Source organism: Rhizobium sp. 007, from assembly GCF_015353075.1.
Taxonomy (GTDB): Bacteria; Pseudomonadota; Alphaproteobacteria; order Rhizobiales; family Rhizobiaceae; genus Rhizobium.
Genome location: NZ_CP064187.1, coordinates 2,412,406 through 2,429,556, shown reverse-complemented (window position 1 = coordinate 2,429,556; position 17,151 = coordinate 2,412,406). Strand labels below are relative to the sequence as shown.

14 protein-coding genes are annotated in these 17,151 nt (G+C 60.6%); 4 read left to right on the top strand and 10 right to left on the bottom strand.

Translation table 11 applies throughout. From position 1 onward, the window contains the following. Positions 1–35 precede the first annotated feature (35 nt). The 6 genes from araD to chvE all read right to left on the bottom strand — a co-directional run bounded on the left by araD (position 36) and on the right by chvE (position 8,353). Positions 36–1,775: an L-arabinonate dehydratase gene (gene araD / locus ISN39_RS12215; protein WP_194727666.1), complete on the bottom strand. Its 1,740-nt coding sequence runs from the start codon at positions 1,773–1,775 to the stop codon at positions 36–38. Between the two features lie 59 nt (positions 1,776–1,834). Beyond that, positions 1,835–3,268 (bottom strand): aldehyde dehydrogenase family protein, encoded by a 1,434-nt coding sequence (locus tag ISN39_RS12210; protein ID WP_194727665.1) that lies wholly within the window; start codon positions 3,266–3,268, stop codon positions 1,835–1,837. 71 nt (positions 3,269–3,339) lie between these two features. Further along, a complete protein-coding gene (gene araD1 / locus ISN39_RS12205; protein ID WP_194727664.1) occupies positions 3,340–4,335 on the bottom strand; it encodes an AraD1 family protein in 996 nt (331 codons plus the stop codon). Between the two features lie 111 nt (positions 4,336–4,446). After that, the gene (gene mmsB, locus ISN39_RS12200) at positions 4,447–5,655 is read right to left on the bottom strand and encodes a multiple monosaccharide ABC transporter permease (RefSeq protein WP_022717091.1); all 1,209 of its coding nucleotides are present in this window, start codon (positions 5,653–5,655) and stop codon (positions 4,447–4,449) included. Beyond that, positions 5,652–7,190, bottom strand: a complete 1,539-nt coding sequence (gene mmsA / locus ISN39_RS12195; protein ID WP_074069151.1) for a multiple monosaccharide ABC transporter ATP-binding protein — start codon at positions 7,188–7,190, stop codon at positions 5,652–5,654. Before mmsA ends, mmsB begins: the two co-directional genes overlap by 4 nt. A gap of 98 nt (positions 7,191–7,288) precedes the next feature. After that, on the bottom strand, positions 7,289–8,353 hold the full coding sequence (chvE, locus tag ISN39_RS12190) for a multiple monosaccharide ABC transporter substrate-binding protein (protein WP_074069150.1): 1,065 nt from the start codon (positions 8,351–8,353) through the stop codon (positions 7,289–7,291). A gap of 272 nt (positions 8,354–8,625) precedes the next feature. On the opposite strand from chvE, the gene ISN39_RS12185 reads away from it, so the two are divergent. Together ISN39_RS12185 and ISN39_RS12180 are read left to right on the top strand one after the other, a co-directional pair. Next, on the top strand, positions 8,626–9,630 hold the full coding sequence (locus ISN39_RS12185) for a LysR family transcriptional regulator (RefSeq protein ID WP_194727663.1): 1,005 nt from the start codon (positions 8,626–8,628) through the stop codon (positions 9,628–9,630). Between the two features lie 57 nt (positions 9,631–9,687). Further along, positions 9,688–10,173: a hypothetical protein gene (locus ISN39_RS12180; protein ID WP_194727662.1), complete on the top strand. Its 486-nt coding sequence runs from the start codon at positions 9,688–9,690 to the stop codon at positions 10,171–10,173. Here ISN39_RS12180 and ISN39_RS12175 read toward each other — a convergent pair whose 3' ends face one another. After that, the gene (locus tag ISN39_RS12175) at positions 10,174–10,410 is read right to left on the bottom strand and encodes a hypothetical protein (RefSeq protein WP_194730171.1); all 237 of its coding nucleotides are present in this window, start codon (positions 10,408–10,410) and stop codon (positions 10,174–10,176) included. It lies immediately after the preceding gene. A gap of 153 nt (positions 10,411–10,563) precedes the next feature. Here ISN39_RS12175 and iolG point away from each other — a divergent pair, with 153 nt between their 5' ends. Next, entirely contained in the window at positions 10,564–11,556 is a 993-nt protein-coding gene (gene iolG, locus ISN39_RS12170) for an inositol 2-dehydrogenase (protein ID WP_194727661.1), read from the top strand. Between the two features lie 172 nt (positions 11,557–11,728). Then, a complete protein-coding gene (locus tag ISN39_RS12165) occupies positions 11,729–12,619 on the top strand; it encodes a DMT family transporter (protein WP_074069146.1) in 891 nt (296 codons plus the stop codon). 6 nt (positions 12,620–12,625) lie between these two features. Here the strand turns inward: ISN39_RS12165 and ISN39_RS12160 are convergent, their stop codons facing one another. From ISN39_RS12160 to ISN39_RS12150, 3 genes are all read right to left on the bottom strand, one after another. Further along, a complete protein-coding gene (locus tag ISN39_RS12160) occupies positions 12,626–14,401 on the bottom strand; it encodes a radical SAM protein (RefSeq protein WP_074069145.1) in 1,776 nt (591 codons plus the stop codon). 254 nt (positions 14,402–14,655) lie between these two features. Next, complete coding sequence (locus ISN39_RS12155; RefSeq protein ID WP_194727660.1) at positions 14,656–16,311, bottom strand: DEAD/DEAH box helicase; 1,656 nt, start codon at positions 16,309–16,311, stop codon at positions 14,656–14,658. 333 nt (positions 16,312–16,644) lie between these two features. Then, complete coding sequence (locus tag ISN39_RS12150; protein ID WP_194727659.1) at positions 16,645–17,094, bottom strand: hypothetical protein; 450 nt, start codon at positions 17,092–17,094, stop codon at positions 16,645–16,647. Between the last annotated feature and the right edge of the window lie 57 nt (positions 17,095–17,151).

Sequence of the window (17,151 nt, the reverse complement as noted above, 5' to 3'; positions counted from 1 at the left end):
CCCGCCTCATCGATTTGCTGTCTCGATGCGCTCCGCTAGTGGCTGTCCTTGCCGACCGCGTTTCCGCGACATCCCTTGAGGAAGTCGAGGTCGGCGCCGGTATCGGCCCCTTCGACATGCTGCTGGTGCAGCCAGGCATAGCCGGACGTCGGCAGATCATGGTTCGGCTGCCATTCGGCGAGCCGCCGGGCCAGCTCCTCCTCAGAAATGTCGAGATGCAGACGACGGTTCGGCACGTCCATCTCGATCATGTCGCCGTTTTTCACCACCGCGAGCGGCCCGCCGACCGCCGCTTCCGGGGAGGTGTGCAGCACGACGGTGCCGTAGGCCGTTCCGGACATGCGGGCGTCGGAGATGCGCACCATGTCGGTGATGCCCTTCTTGAGCACCTTGGGCGGCAGGCCCATGTTGCCGACCTCGGCCATGCCCGGATAGCCCCTTGGTCCACAGTTCTTCATGACCATGACACAGGTTTCGTCGATGTCGAGGCTGTCGTCGTTGATCTTGGCCTTGTAGTCGTCGATGTCCTCGAACACGACCGCCCTGCCACGGTGCACCATCAGATGCGGGGAGGCGGCCGAAGGCTTCAGCACCGCGCCCTTCGGCGCCAGATTGCCGCGCAGCACGACGATGCCGCCCGAAGAGGTCAGTGCCCTTTCGGCAGGCAGGATCACATCCTCGTTCCAGTTGACGACGTCCTTGACCTCATCCCACATGGTTTCGCCGGATACCGTCAGCGCGTCCTTGTGCAGGAGGTCCGCCTCGCCGAGGCGCTTCAGCACCACCGGCAGGCCGCCGGCATAGAAGAACTCCTCCATAAGGTACTTGCCCGACGGCATCAGGTTGACGATGGTCGGGACCTCGCGGCCGCAGCGGTCCCAATCGTCCAGCGAAAGATCGACGCCGACCCGGCCGGCCATGGCGAGCAGGTGGATGACAGCGTTGGTCGATCCACCGATAGCCGCATTGGTGCGGATGGCGTTCTCGAAGGCCTCTTTCGTCATGATGTCAGAGGGCTTCAGATCGTCCTTAACCATCTGAACGATACGCCGGCCGGTGAGCTGTGCCATCACCTTGCGGCGGGAATCGACTGCCGGGATCGCGGCGTTGCCGGAAAGCGCCATGCCGAGCGCCTCGGCCATGGAAGCCATGGTAGAGGCGGTGCCCATGGTGTTGCAGGTGCCCGACGAACGGCTCATCGAGGCCTCCGCCTCGAGGAACTCGGCCTGCGTCATCTCGCCAGCCTTCACCATTTCGGAAAACTTCCACAGATGCGTGCCTGAGCCGACGCGTTCACCGCGGAAATAGCCGTTCAGCATCGGCCCACCCGTGACGACGATCGAGGGCAAGTCGCAGGAAGCTGCCCCCATGAGAAGCGACGGCGTGGTCTTGTCGCAGCCGACCATCAGCACGCAGCCATCGATGGGTTGGCCCCGGATCGCCTCCTCCACCGCGAGCGCGGCAAGGTTGCGATACATCATCGCCGTCGGGCGAAAGGTGTTTTCGGATGCCGAGAACACCGGCACCTCGACCGGGAAGCCGCCTGCTTCCCATACGCCCGCCTTCACCTTCTCGGCGAGCTCTCGCAAATGACCGTTGCACGGCGTCAGATCCGACCAAGTGTTGAGGATGCCGATAACCGGCCGTCCGTCGAACAGGTCGTGTGGATACCCTTGGTTCTTCAGCCAGCCGCGGTGATAGATCACGTCTCGGCTCGTGCCGCCGTACCATTCCTGCGACCGCAGCTTACGCGGCCATTCAGCTTTCTTTTTCATAGTCTCTGTCCTTCACGGCTTCCAGTTCGCCTCGCGCGACCCGGAAGCCGATGATGTCGTTACGCCAGGGTGTAAGCGGTCTTGACGGTTGTGAAGAATTCGGCGGCGTATTTGCCCTGCTCGCGCGAGCCGTAGGACGAGCCCTTGCGTCCGCCGAAGGGAACATGGAAGTCGACGCCGGCGGTCGGCAGGTTGACCATGACCATGCCGGCTTCGGCATTGCGCTTGAAGTGCGTCGCGTGCTTGAGGCTGGTGGTCGCGATGCCCGACGACAGGCCGAACGGCGTGTCGTTGGCGACAGCCAGTGCCTCTTCGTAATCCTTGACGCGGATGACCGATGCCACAGGTCCGAAGATTTCCTCGCGGGAAATGCGCATCTGGTTGGTCGCTTCGGTGAACAGCGTCGGCTGCAGGTAGAAGCCGGGCGTGTCACGCGCGATCAGCTCGCCGCCGAAGGCAAGCTTGGCGCCTTCCTTTTTGCCGATCTCGATGTAATCGGTGTCGGTCTTGAGCTGTCTCTCGTCGACGACCGGGCCGATATGCGTGCCGGTCTTCAGCGCGTGATCGACGTTCAGTGTCTTCAGCTTCTCGGTCATGGCCGCCACGAACCTGTCGTGGATGCCTTCCGTCACGATCAGGCGAGACGATGCCGTGCAGCGCTGGCCGGTCGAAAAGAAGGCCGAGTTGGCCGCCGCTTCGACGGCGACGGAAAGATCGGCGTCATCGAGGATGACCATCGGGTTCTTGCCGCCCATTTCGAGCTGAATCTTGCGATTATGCTCGATCGAGGAAACCGCGACGCGCTTGCCGGTGCCGACGGAGCCGGTGAAGGTGATGCCGGCAAGGTCGGGGCTGTCGAGCATCGTCTGGCCGACGATCGAGCCCTTGCCCATGACGAGGTTCAGCACGCCCTTCGGCAGGCCTGCACGGTTGAGGATGTCGACGATCGCCCAGGAGCAGCCGGGTACGAGTTCGGCCGGCTTGAAGACGATGGTGTTGCCGTAGCAGAGCGCCGGGGCGATCTTCCAGGCGGGGATCGCGATCGGGAAGTTCCAGGGGGTGATGATGCCGATGACGCCGAGCGGCTCGCGGGTGATCTCGACGCCGATGTTCGGACGCACGGAGGGCACGACTTCGCCGGCAAGGCGCAGCGCTTCGCCTGCGAAGAATTCGAAGATCTGCGAGGCGCGGATCGTCTCGCCGATGGCTTCCGGCAGTGTCTTGCCTTCTTCGCGGGCAAGCAGCGCGCCGAGTTCGTCCTTGCGCGCCATGATCTCGTCGCCGGCCTTCTTGAGGATGACGTGGCGTTCCCAGATGCCGGAACGCGACCAGGCCGGGAAGGCGGCCTTGGCGGCGGCGATCGCGTTCTTGGTGTCGGCGGCGGAGCCGCTGGCGTAGAGGCCGACGACCTCCTTCGTATCGGACGGGTTGATGTTTTCGACGGCGTCGGCGCCGGTCCATTCGCCGGCGATCAGGTTTTGATAAATGGTCATGGGCTGAACGAGCCTCCTTTACCCTTTACAGAGTGGTCCGGCCGCAGATCGCGGCCAGCCCAGCGCAAAATTCAAAGCTGCTTCACAGCGATATTTTCCTCGGCGGCAACCTTCAGCGGATTGCGCAGCGGCAGGCCGAATTCGGCAACCTCGATTTCGAAAACATCGCCTTCTTCCGTCTTGACGCCATCTGCGAAGGAGAGCGTCGCCGTGCCGAACATGTGGACGTGAACGTCGCCCGGGACGCGGAAGAGGCCATACTTGAAGTGGTGATATTCGAGGTTCGCGAAGGTGTGCGACATGTTCGCCTCACCGGAGAGGAACGGCTTTTCGAAGACCACCTTGTCGCCGCGCTTGATGCGCGAGGTACCGCGAATGTCTTCCGGGGCAACGCCGATGCGGATTTCCGGACCGAAGCTTGCGGGACGCAGCTTGGAGTGGGCGAGATAGAGATAGTTAATCCGCTCGGTGACGTGGTCGGAAAATTCGTTGGAGAGCGCAAAGCCGATGCGGAACGGGGTACCGTCCTTGGCAATCACGTAGATGCCGGCCATTTCCGGCTCTTCGCCGCCGTCAAGCGCGAAGGAAGGGGAGACGAGGGGAGCGCCGGGCGCTGCAGCGCCGTAGCCGTTGCCCTTGTAGAACCATTCGGGCTGGACGCCCTTTTCTCCAGCCTTCGGCTTGCCGTTCTCGATGCCCATCTTGAACATCTTCATCGAGTCCGTGAGCGTTTCTTCCGCGGCCTCGGTGGTCTTCTTGTGCATGGAATCGCGGGTCGCCGCTGAGCCAAGGTGCGTGAGGCCCGTACCCGTCAGATGCAGGTGAGCAGCATCCGGATGCGTGATCGGCGGGAGGAATTTGCCTTCGGCATAGGCCTTTTCCAGATCGACGGCATCGCCATAGCCATGCGCCTCGATGATGGAAACGAGCGACTTGCCGGCGTCTGCAGCTTCCATTGCCAGCGCGTATACGCTGCCTGCATTCTTCACGGCTTTCGCTGCACCGCCCGGCTCACGCACGGCGACGATGATCTCTCCGTTCGAACCCTTGATCTGCGAAATAAGCACGGCTTTCATCCTCTTTAGCTGGGTGCGGAAAAGCTCCGCCTCTCCGGCTCCCGAGGGAGCCGGAACTGGTCGTTCTCATGACTGCAAATGCGAGGACTGGCGCCGGAGCGCTTAGCCCTTATTCTTGTTATAAACGTCGAAGAAGACGGCGGCCAAAAGCACGAGGCCCTTCACCATCTGCTGGAAGTCGATACCGAGGCCGACGATCGACATGCCGTTATTCATGACGCCCATGATGAACGCGCCGATGACGGCACCGGTGATCTTGCCGACACCGCCGGAGGCCGAAGCGCCGCCGATGAAGCACGCCGCGATGACGTCGAGCTCGAAGCCCACGCCTGCCTTCGGCGTTGCCGAGTTCAGTCGAGCCGCCACGATCATGCCTGCGAGACCGGCAAGAACGCCCATGTTGACGAAGGTGTAGAAGCTCAGGCGCTCGGTGTTGATACCGGAGAGCTTGGTGGCCTTTTCGTTGCCGCCCATCGCATAGATGCGGCGGCCGATCGTCGTGCGGCGCGTTACAAATGCATAGGCTGCGATCAGCACGAGCATGACGACGAGAACGTTCGGCAGGCCTCTGTAGGTCGAAAGCTGATAGCCGAGGAAGAGGATCGCCAGGGAAACGACGGCGTTCTGGGCGATAAAGAAGCCCATCGGCTCGACATCGATGCCGTGGCTCTCATTCACCTTGCGGCGGCGCCAGGCAAGGTAAAACAGCACGACCGGAATAATGAGTGTCAGGATCAGCGACGTGGATTGCACCGGCGTTCCGGCGATGTCGATCATGCTGCCCGGCAGGAAGCCGGTGCTGATAATCTGGAAATCCTTCGGGAACGGGCCGATGTTTTTGCCCCCGAGTACGAAGAGCGTCAGGCCGCGGAAGACCAGCATGCCGGCAAGCGTCACGATGAAGGACGGGATGCGGTGATAGGCGATCCAGTAGCCTTGGGCGGCACCGATGATGCCGCCGATGATCAGGCAGAGAATGCCCGCCACCACGAAATTCATCTGCCACGTGACCATCATCATGGCGGCGAGGGCGCCGACGAAGGCGACAATCGAGCCGACGGACAGGTCGATATGGCCGGCCACAATGACGAGCAGCATCCCGAGCGCCATGATGACGATGAACGAGTTCTGCAGAACGAGGTTCGTCAGGTTGACCGGCTTGAAGAGAATGCCGCCGGTGTAGAACTGAAAGAAAACCATGATCGCGACGAGCGCAATGAGCATGCCGTATTCACGGATATTGCCACGGATATAGTCGGCAACGGAAACGACGTTGCTTTCCTCGGCGGCTGGAGGGTTGACCGGAGTCATTGTTTCTTCTCCCCTGAGCGCATGATAGCGCGCATGATGGTTTCTTGGCTCGCCTCTCCCTTTGGCAGTTCCGCAACGATACGCCCTTCATTCATGACATAGATGCGGTCGCACGTGCCAAGTAGTTCCGGCATTTCCGATGAGATCATCAGAACGCCTTTTCCGTCGGCGGCGAGCTGGTTGATGATAGTATAGATTTCGTATTTTGCACCGACATCGATACCGCGGGTGGGTTCGTCGAGGATCAAGACATCGGGATCGGAGAACAGCCACTTGGACAGCACGACCTTCTGCTGGTTGCCGCCCGAGAGATTGACCGCTTCCTGGAAGATGCTGGAACTGCGGATGCGCAGCTTCGAGCGGTAGTCTGATGCGACCTTGGATTCCCTGATGCTGTCGATGACCGTGGCGTTCGAGACCCCGGCTAGATTGGCGAGCGTGGTGTTGTGAACGATGTTCTCGCCGAGCACGAGGCCGAGATGCTTGCGGTCCTCGGTCACATAGGCGAGACCGGCGTCGATCGCCTTGCGGACGGTGCTGACATCGACCTGCTTGCCATGCATCAGCACTTCGCCGCTGACCTTGTGACCATAGGACTTTCCGAAGACGCTCATGGCGAATTCAGTGCGGCCGGCACCCATCAGGCCGGCGATGCCGACGACTTCGCCCTTGCGGACGCTGATGTTGACATTGTGCAGCACCTGCCGGTCGCGGTGATGCTGGTGATAGGCGTTCCAGTTCTTGACTTCGAGGATCGTTTCGCCGATCGGCACGGAGCGCGGCGGATAACGATCGGCAAGCTCGCGGCCCACCATGTTCTTGATGATGATATCTTCGCTGATTTCTTCGGTGTGACAGTCCATCGTCTTGACCGTCATGCCGTCGCGCAGAACCGTGATCTGGTCGGCAACCTTGCGCACTTCATTCAGCTTGTGGGTGATGATGATCGAGGTGAGGCCCTGGTTGCGGAACTCGATCAGCAGGTTCAGCAGCGCATCTGAGTCGCTTTCGTTGAGCGATGCCGTCGGTTCGTCGAGGATCAGGAGCTTCACGCTCTTCGACAACGCCTTGGCAATCTCGACGAGTTGCTGCTTGCCGACGCCGATGTCGGTGACAAGCGTGTCCGGAGATTCGCGCAGGCCGACTTTTGCGAGCAGCTGCCGCGTGCGGTTGAACGTTTCCTGCCAGCTGATGATGCCACTCTTGGCATTCTCATTGCCGAGGAAGATATTCTCGCCGATCGACAGAAGCGGCACGAGCGCCAGCTCCTGATGGATGATGACGATGCCGATTTCTTCCGAATCCTTCAGGACCTTGAAGTTGCGGACGTCGCCTTCGTAGACGATCTCGCCATCGTACGTGCCGGCCGGGTAAACGCCGGAGAGAACTTTCATGAGGGTCGATTTTCCGGCCCCGTTCTCGCCCACCAATGCGTGAATTTCACCCTGACGAACCTTAAGGTTCACGTTCTCAAGCGCTTTTACGCCCGGGAACGTCTTGGTGATGTTCCGCATTTCGAGGATTGTATTGTCCATAGTCAAAATCCAACGCCAACAGCCGGAAATTCGGCGCGACGATCATAAAAGTGAAGACCGGAACCCGCAACCAGCGGATTCCGGCCAACTTGGTACAGTTACTTCAGCTGGTCAGCCGTGTAGTAACCGCCTTCGACGAGAACCTTCTCGTAGTTGGTCTTGTCGACCGCTACCGGCTTCAACAGGTAAGACGGAACAACCTTGACGCCGTTGTCGTAGGTCTTCGTGTCGTTGACTTCCGGCTCCTTGCCGGACATGACAGCGTCAACCATTGCAACGGTGACCTTGGCGAGTTCGCGCGTGTCCTTGAAGACTGTCGAGTGCTGTTCGCCAGCAATGATCGACTTCACGGACGGAACTTCAGCGTCCTGGCCGGAAACGACCGGGAGCGGCTGATCTGGGGTGCCGTAGCCGACGCCCTTCAGCGACGAGATGATGCCGATGGAGAGACCGTCGTACGGAGACAGGACGGCGTCGACCTTGGCGTCGGTGTAGTTAGCCGAGAGCAGGTTGTCCATGCGGGCCTGGGCCGTTGCCGCGTCCCAACGCAGCGTGCCGACCTTGTCCATGCCGGTCTGGCCGGACTTCACGACGAGCTTGCCGCTGTCGATGTAGGGCTGCAGGATAGACATTGCGCCGTCGTAGAAGAAGAAGGCGTTGTTGTCGTCCGGCGAACCGCCGAAGAGTTCGATGTTGAACGGACCCTTGCCATCCTTGAGGCCGAGGGCGTCAACGATGGAGGTTGCCTGCAGAACGCCAACCTGGAAGTTGTCGAACGTTGCATAGTAGTCAACGTTGGCCGAGTCGCGGATCAGGCGGTCGTAGGCGATGACCTTGATGCCGGCGTCATGAGCCTTCTGGAGAACGTCGGAAAGCGTCGTGCCGTCGATGGCGGCGATGACGAGAACCTTAACGCCCTTGGTGACCATGTTCTCGATCTGAGACAGCTGGTTCGGAATGTCGTCGTCTGCATACTGCAGGTCGGTGCCGTAGCCCGCTGCCTCAAGCTGCTTGACGATGTTGTTGCCGTCGTCGATCCAGCGAGCGGAAGACTTCGTGGGCATTGCGATGCCGACGGTCCCCTTGTCCTGCGCCAGTGCCGGCATAACGAATGAAGCGACGCCGAAGGCGGCCGCAGCCATCAATGAGATAATGGATTTCATTTCTCTCTCCCTTGTTAATAGACGGCGGACGAATAGTCGCCCGCCACGAAACTGTGGCAGGTTCCGTAGATTGGATAGTTACTTCAGATGGTGAGAAACGAAGTAGGTCTCCTCCACGATCTCACACGTGTTGAGTGCCAACCAGCACACGGCCGCAAACTCGTATGGAATCTTATAACTGTCAAATAGAATAAGTGGTAAAGTGCATAACAAATTTGGTATATCGTTAAAAAGTATTACTTTTGATGGAAGGCGGATGGGAGGCCGCAACCATGGCGATTGTTTCCGGGTCGATTTCCGAGGATCGGATCGATATCCACAGCGATAATATTGGCGATGATGCCTTTCTGCGTGCGGGCTTGAAGCTGAATCACCTGCGCATAATCGTCGCAATCGAAGATAGCGGACAGATTTCCGCGGCGGCGGAGATCCTGAACATCTCCCAGCCTGCCGCCTCCAGAATGCTCGCTGAAATGGAATCGATCGTTAAGACGCCGCTTTACGAACGAATCGCCCGCGGTGTCGTGCTGACGACTTTCGGACAAGCACTCGCCAAGCGTGCACGAAAAATTCTGCTGGAATTGCGCGAGGCCAGCCGCGAGATCAGCGAATTGAAGAGCGGCAAGGGCGGTTCCGTCTTCATCGGCGCGGTCACAGCGCCGGCCATGAGCCTTGTTGTTCCGGCCATCGACAAGGTTCGCAAGGCGTTTCCGGGCATCGAGATCAACATTGAGGTCGAGACCAGCAACGTTCTCGCGCGGGAATTGCTCGCCGCCAGGCACGATTTCATCATCGGCCGCATTCCCGACGACGTTAATCCGCGACTCTTCGAAGTGCGCGAGATCGGCATCGAAAAAGCCTGTCTGATCGTGCGCAGGGACCATCCGCTCCTCAAGAAGAATGCGAGCAGCCTCGCCGATCTCCATGGTTACGGGTGGGTGTTCCAGCCGCCGGGCACGCTGCTCCGGCGGACGCTGGAGGATATCTTTTTGGCGGCGGGCGTGCCGTTGCCGGAAAATATCGTCAATACGTCTTCCTTGCTGCTCACCTGCGCGATCATCTGCGAGACGGACGCGATCGCACCCGTGGCGCTGGATGTTGCCCAGTTCCTCGCCGGCCAGGATGCGAAGGCATCCGACGTGCGCGTGCTGCCGACCGATTTCAAGATCGACGTAAAGCCCTACAGCCTCATCACCGCACGCGAGCGCGCCCTGCCTCCGAGCGCGCGGCTTCTCTACGACCTCATCCTCGAGGAAAGCCGGAAGCAGGGAGGATGAGCGCAAGCCCGGCGCCATGCTGGCGGTGTTCAATGCGCCACTTCGAAGGGAAGGGGCATGTTGTTCGGGCAATCGGTTTTTCAATCCGTTCTGGAGCGGCTGAAAGCAGAAGAAGAGAGCGAAGACGAGGCAGAGGCGTCCGTCGCGCATCGCGTCCATGGCTTTACCACCGGTCTCGCCTTCGACGTGATGGAGGGCGTATCAGCGGCCTCGCAACGGGCGGGCCAAGCCTATCTCGATAATCTGGAACTGGAGACGCCTGTTGCCGGGGCAGACGAGGACATCCAGGCGCAGCCCCTTGCGGAGCCTGAGCCGGAACCCGTCATGCCGGAACATCTTGCGCGCACTGCGCCTGCCGATATCGCTGCGGAGCTCTCCATCACAGCCGCCGATACGCTGCAGACGCTGAACGAAAAGCGCCGTGCCTTTGCCAAGTCGAACCATCCCGATCGCGTCGCGCCTGCATTCCGGGAGAATGCAACGAAGCGCATGATGCTCGCGAACCTGCTGATCGATGAAGCCGTGCGCCGTCGCGGCCGCTGATTATTCGGGGTCCGTCTCTTCCGGTTTGGGAGGCTGGGCGGGTTCGGCGGGTGGCTGCGGCTTGAAAGTCCAGAAGAGCATGTAGAAAGCATAGACGCCGGCGCCGGCCGATAGCACGCCCCAGAACGGGTCGCCGGTAATGAACTCCAGCGCCGCCCAGCCCAGGCACAGGCCCACGATCAGCGCCCGCACCCAGACGCGGCGGTAGGCCGGATGGTTTGGATCGATCAGCTGCATGTGTCCCCCGGTCATATTTCGATCACTTGTCTTTAGGATGGATTTCGAGAATGTGAAAGGGCAACGGGCTTGACGGCTCGAACAGAAAATGGAATGAAAATTCCACAATTGTCACAATTCGGTTTATTTGTTCCGAATTCCAGGGAGGTTCTCATGACAGTCAGATTTGGTCTTCTCGGCGCCGGCCGCATCGGCAAGGTTCACGCGAAAGCCGTGAGCGGCGACGCGAATGCGAAGCTCGTCGCCGTCGCCGACGCGCTTCCTCAGGCGGCTGAAGCGATCGCTTCCGCTTATGGCTGCGAGCTCCGGACGATCGAGGCGATCGAGGCGGCCAAGGATATCGACGCCGTCGTTATCTGCACGCCGACCGACACGCACGCGGATCTGATCGAGCGCTTCGCGCGGGCCGGCAAGGCGATCTTCTGCGAAAAGCCGATCGATCTCGACGTTGCCCGTGTCAAGGCCTGCATCAAGGTTGTCGATGAGACTAAGGCGAAGCTGATGGTCGGTTTCAATCGCCGCTTCGACCCGCATTTCATGGCCGTGCGCAAGACAATCGACGACGGCCGCATCGGCGAGGTCGAGATGGTGACAATCACCTCGCGCGATCCCGGGGCCCCGCCTGTCGACTACATCAAGCGCTCTGGCGGCATCTTCCGCGACATGACGATCCACGACTTCGACATGGCCCGCTTCCTGCTTGGCGAGGAGCCGGTCTCGGTAACCGCAACGGCCGCTGTCCTTGTCGACAAGGCAATCGGCGAGGCGGGCGACTATGACAGCGTTTCGGTCATCCTGCAGACGAAGTCCGGCAAGCAGGCGATCATCTCCAACTCCCGCCGCGCCACGTACGGCTACGACCAGCGCATCGAAGTGCACGGTTCGGAGGGAATGGTGGCGGCCGAGAATCAGCGTCCGGTCTCGATCGAAGTCGCCAACAGTGACGGCTACACGCGCCCGCCGCTGCACGACTTCTTCATGACCCGTTACACGGAAGCCTATGCCAACGAGATCGCAAGCTTCATCGCCGCAGTCGAGAAGGACGCAACGATTTCGCCCTCCGGCGCCGACGGCCTTGCCGCGCTGGCACTCGCCGATGCGGCGGTCCAGTCCGTCAAGGAAGGCAAGCTCATCAAGATCGGCTGACGGCAACTCCCGGCCGCAAGCTGCGCATGAGATGGCCGGGCAGACGCCCGGTCATTTCCGCTTTTTGCGCCAATCATCAGCGAAACTTGAAATAAGTATCAATGCTTCGCCTTTGACGCGAGGGCGCTTGGGGGCTATCAGCGCCCGATACCGCATTGCCCCCAGGCCTCCCATGACCCTTGATCGTTTCGCTCCCGCCATTTTTGTCCTGCTTTGGTCCACCGGCTGGGTCGTCGCGAAATATGCAGCACGCCATTCGGAGCCCTTCACCTTCCTCGGCATCCGTTATGCGCTTTCGGCGCTGGCGTTTTTCGGTCTCTGCTGGGTGCTGAAGGCGAAATGGCCGGATCGCGCGACGGTTCTGCGCGCGATCTATTCCGGTTTCTTTCTGCACGGATTCTATCTTGCCGGCCTGTGGTGGGCGATTGCCAATGGCGTTGCGGCTGGCATTTCCGGGATCATCGCCGCGCTGCAGCCTCTGCTGACGGCGATGGTGGCGCCCTTCCTGATCGGCGAACGCCTGCAGCCCACCCAGAAGTTCGGACTTCTCCTCGGCTTCTTCGGCATAGCGATCGCCGTTTCCCCGAAACTGTTCGATCCAGCCTCCGCGAGCCTCGTTCACGCTGCGGTGCCGCTCGCGATCAACCTAATCGCCATGGTCTCCGTGACATACGGCACGATCTACCAGAAGAAACACTTGCAGACGGGTGATCTCAAGACGATCGCGACAATGCAATATGTCGGGGCGCTTATCGTCACCCTGCCGCTCGCGCTCGCCTTCGAGCGCCTGCATTTCGATGCAACGCCAGAGGCTTTCGGCGCGCTGATCTGGTCGGTCTTCGGTCTGTCGATGGGCGGGATCGGGCTGCTTCTTTACCTGATCCGCCGCGGCCAGGTCTCGCGGGCCGCATCGCTGATCTACCTGATGCCGCCAACGGTCGCCATCGAGGCCTTCATCGCTTTCGGCGAACCGCTGACCGTGCCGCTGATCATCGGAACGATCGTGGTCGTCACCGGCGTCTATCTGACGAACCGGAAAAGCGCCCGGATGGCTGAGGCTTGATCAAGCCTAATGGTTGGCATGGGTCAACTGCGCGATTTTCCGCACATGCGTGACGGCCGCGGTACCGCCGGCTGTCTTGGTGAACAGATCGAGCTTCTCTTCCTCGCTGTCATCAACCGGCGTCAGCGCCTGGTCCATGTAGTTTTTTGATGCCGGATTTCTTTTGATGAGGAACGCAGTTGCGCTCATGCGCAGGATGGAGCCTGCCAACGCGACGTGCTTGGCAACGGTTTCCCACACGAATTGCGGCCAGAAGACGAGGGGATGCTGCTGCGGCAATCCGGGCCGCCGTTCCGAGGGGTGCTTCAGCCGCAGCAGACCGCTTTGCAGGGGATGCACTTTTTCGAGCGGCACCGTTGTTGCAAAGGACACCAGCACCTTGACGAGGCTTGCAAGCGGCAAGCCGCTCGCAACGGCCCGGCGCAGCAACGTCTTCACATGCTCCGGCGAATAGTAAAGCGACCAGGCCTCGTGATAGATGCTCTCCCATTCCTGCCGGCTCATCTTCTCGTGCGCAGTGCAGACATGTTCGACGTCATAGGTATTGAGGTCGGCGTCCATCGGGATACCCTTGCGCCAGAGTGTCTGGTGATCCTCCGAGCCCGGCAGCGGCGTCAGGACGAAGAACTCGATGACATCGAGCGGCAGCTCGTGCTGAATGATCTTGATGTCGCGGCGAATGGTTTCCGGCGTGTCGGAAGGAAAGCCGAGGATGTAACCTGCGAGCGTCATGATGCCCTGCGCTTTCCAGGCGAGCAGCATCTTCCGGTATTCGGTGATCTTGTTCTGGTTCTTCTTGGCGGCCGTCAGGTTGTCCGGATTGACGTTCTCCAGGCCGATGAAGACCCGCGTGACGCCGGCGCGTTTTGCCTTTTCGATGAAGTGCGGGATCTTGTGACAGAGCGTATCGACCTGGATCATTAGGCCGAGCGGGATGCCATGCCTTTCCTTCAGTTCGATCAGCCGGTCGAAGATCGCTTCCCAGTCCCTGTTGCGGGCGAAGTTGTCGTCGGTGATGAAAAATTTGTGGATGCCCTGCGCCCAGTTCATCCGCACCAGCTTTTCGATATCGTCGGTGGAGCGGAAACGGGATTTGCGGCCCTGCACGTTGATGATCGTGCAGAACGAGCACTGGTAGGGGCAACCGCGGCCGGCATCGAAGCTGCTGCTTAGCCCGAGCGTGTGTTCGACATTCTTTTTGGGCAGGAAGGGCACAGGCGTGCCGCCGATGCCCGGAAGGTCGTTCATGAAATTGTAGACGGGCTCGAGCTCGCCATAGGCCGCGTCCTGCAAGACCTTGTCGAGCCTGCCTTCTGCCTCGCCGGCGAACATCGAAATTCCCATCTCCCGGCAGGCGTCGAGTTCGACCGCCTTGCCGTCGAGCATCGAAAGACAACCGGAAACGTGAAAGCCGCCCATCGAGACGGGAATGCCCGCCGCGCGAAACGGCCGGGCAATGTCGAGCGCCCGCGGATACTGGTTCGACTGAACGCCGACAAGCGCGACCATGCCGAAATTACCGTGCTGCCTCAGCAGCGCGAGCAGTTCCGGAATATGCACGCGGGTATTGGTTTCGTCGATCACCTTGATGTCGATGCCGACGCCGGGGCCGAGCACTTCGCGCTCCGCGCAGTCTGCTGCAATGCCAAAGAGAGCCGCCAGCGAGTTCGAAGGGATCATGGCCCGCCACCAGCGGATCACATAGCCGTCGTCGTCATAATGCGACGGCTTGAGCAGAATGAGCTGAAAGCGGCGGCTGCCGGACGCTACGGGTGATCGCAAGGTCTATCTCTCTTATTGAATAAGCAGTCTGTCGTTGAATGCACTCAATGAGGGCCAGTGTCGCGAAGGCGCTGGCATGCAACCGGAATTGCTAAGATCGGCAGATATGCCCGGAAAATAGCAATGCGGATTGCGATAGTCTTCACATGTCGCCGGCGAGCAGTCCTTTGAGACCGTCTCGCCGGGGTAAGCCGTTCACCTAGGCTTAAAGCAAAAAAAGGCCGGAAGCTACCCGGCCTCTTTCAGTTCTGTATTCAAGCCTGTTCGCGACGCTGGCCGCCGCCATTGCGGGGGCCTTTGCGACGTATGCCGCCAGAGCCGTCCTGACGGTGCTCACCGTGAACCTGCTGGCCGCGGTCCTCACCATGCTTGCGGCCAGGGCGACCGTGCGCGTTACGGGCGCCGCCGGGATGATGGCGGTTCGCATCGGCGCTGCCGTGCGGGCGCTGTTGCGGCTTCTTGGCCGGTCGGAAATCCGAGGTCGATACGAGATCGTTGTCCGGTCCCTGGGGTGTCGCTTCACCGCGGCGCTGGCCGCGGAAGTCCTCGTTGCGGGCAGTCTGGCGCTCGGGACGCGGACGGCGCTCGCGGCGTTCCTCGTTGTTCGCGCGGACCTCGCCTGCTTCGCCTTCGCGGCGCGGACGGCGGTCCTGGCGATTGCCGGAGCGCTGTTCACCCGGACGGCCATCCCCGCGACCCTCGCCACCACGGCCCTGGCCACCGCGATTGCGGTTGTTGCCGTTGCCGTTGCCGCGGCGCGGAGCCGCGCGCATGTCTGCCGGCGGTTCGCCGCTGGCAACGATGATCTCGATGCCCATCAGCCTTTCGATATCGCGCAGCAGGCGTGCTTCATCCGGCGCGCAGAAGGCGATTGCGATGCCGTCGCGGCCGGCGCGAGCCGTGCGGCCGATGCGGTGCACATAGGCGTCCGGCACTTCCGGCAGATCGTAGTTGAACACATGGCTGACGGCCGGAATATCGATGCCGCGGGCGGCAACGTCGGTTGCGATCAGAGTCTTGATGCCGCCGTCGCGGAATGCCTTCAGGGCGCGCTCGCGCTGGCCCTGGCTCTTGTTGCCGTGGATGGAAGCGACCGAATAGCCGACATGATCGAGATGCTTCATCAGCTTCTCGGCGCCGTGCTTGGTGCGCAGGAACACGATCGCGCGGCCATCCGGATTTTCGGAAAGCGACTTTTTCAGCAGCTCCGTCTTGTCATTCTTGCCGCCGACGAAGTGGACGTACTGTTCAACCTTATCCGCAGCCTTGCCGGGGGGCGTCACTTCGACCTTGATCGGATCGGTCAGGTATTCGCCCGCAAGATCGGCGATCGCCTTCGGCATGGTTGCCGAAAAGAGCATGGTCTGACGGCGCTTCGGAACGAGCTTGGCGATCTTGCGCAGATCATGCACGAAGCCGAGATCGAGCATCTGGTCGGCTTCGTCGAGCACGAGATAGCGCACCGTGGTCAGCGTGATGGCGCGGCGGTTGACGAGGTCGAGGAGGCGGCCGGGTGTCGCGACGAGAATGTCGGTACCGCGCTCGAGCTGTAGCTGCTGCTTGTTGATGGACACGCCGCCGACAACGACATTGATGCGCAGCGGCGACTTGCGGACGAAGTTCTTGAGGTTCTCGGCGATCTGGTTCACGAGCTCGCGGGTCGGAGCGAGGATGAGCGTACGGGTCGTGCGATTGTCGGGACGCTTGTCGTCGGCCAGCAATTTTTCAATGAGCGGCAGGCCGAAGGCAGCCGTCTTGCCTGTGCCGGTCTGGGCGAGGCCGATCAGATCGCGGCCTTCGAGGAGAAGAGGGATTGCCTGCGCCTGAATGGGCGTTGGCGTTTCAATGCCGAGCTGAAAAAGCGTGGCGACGATCGGCTTGGAGACACCAAGCGATTCAAAATTAGTCAAGTCATAACCTTTCGGGGCGCCGAAACGATGTGCCGGATCACACCATGCGGTCCGGTATCATTCTGGCGTCAAGAACCCCGCGTGAAGTGGGAACTTGTGTGTTGGAAAAACTTTCCAGCGCTTCTGGCCGCACTTGGGATCGCGGCGTCCTATGAAATGCGCTTTTATCCTTCTTCTTGCGTTTGTCTTTTTTCGCAGGGGCAGCTCACGCGGCGGCCGGAAGGTGAAAGCTGGCCTGCATTTGGTCTAGTTCAGGTTGAAAGTCAAGAGACGAGCGAGAGAAAGGTGCTGCGGCGCGCCGCCTGAACGAGCGGCGTGCCGCACACATACTCCTTAATAGCCGGGGCAGACCCGAACTCTCACCCATACGTCCGATCGGTGATCGTAGCGGCGCTCCACACCGCAATATCCATAATTGCGATAATAGGCCGGGTAAGGCCGATAGTAGGAGCGATAATAAGGCCGGTAGTAGCTCCGATAGACCGGATACGGCCTGTAGTAGGGCCGGTAGTACGGTCTATAGTAGGCTCCGTAATAAGGTCCGGAGTCGGCTCCATAGTAAGCTCCGTAATTGGCTCCATAGTAGGGTCCGGGATAATAATAGCCGTAGCCAGGGTAGGGACGCGTAGCGTGCGATAGGAGGATGCCGCCGATTGCTCCGGCCGCAACACCGCCCCAAAAGTCATCGTGACCGGCGTCCGCCGGAGTTGCCGGAATGAGGGAGGTGCCAGTCAAAGTCAACGCCATCAAGCCCGCCGCCATGCTTTTGTGAAGTACGGACATGATCGTCTCCTTTCATAGACGAACTTGTTTCTTGAAGCCGTCAGGAGAAACCGTGGC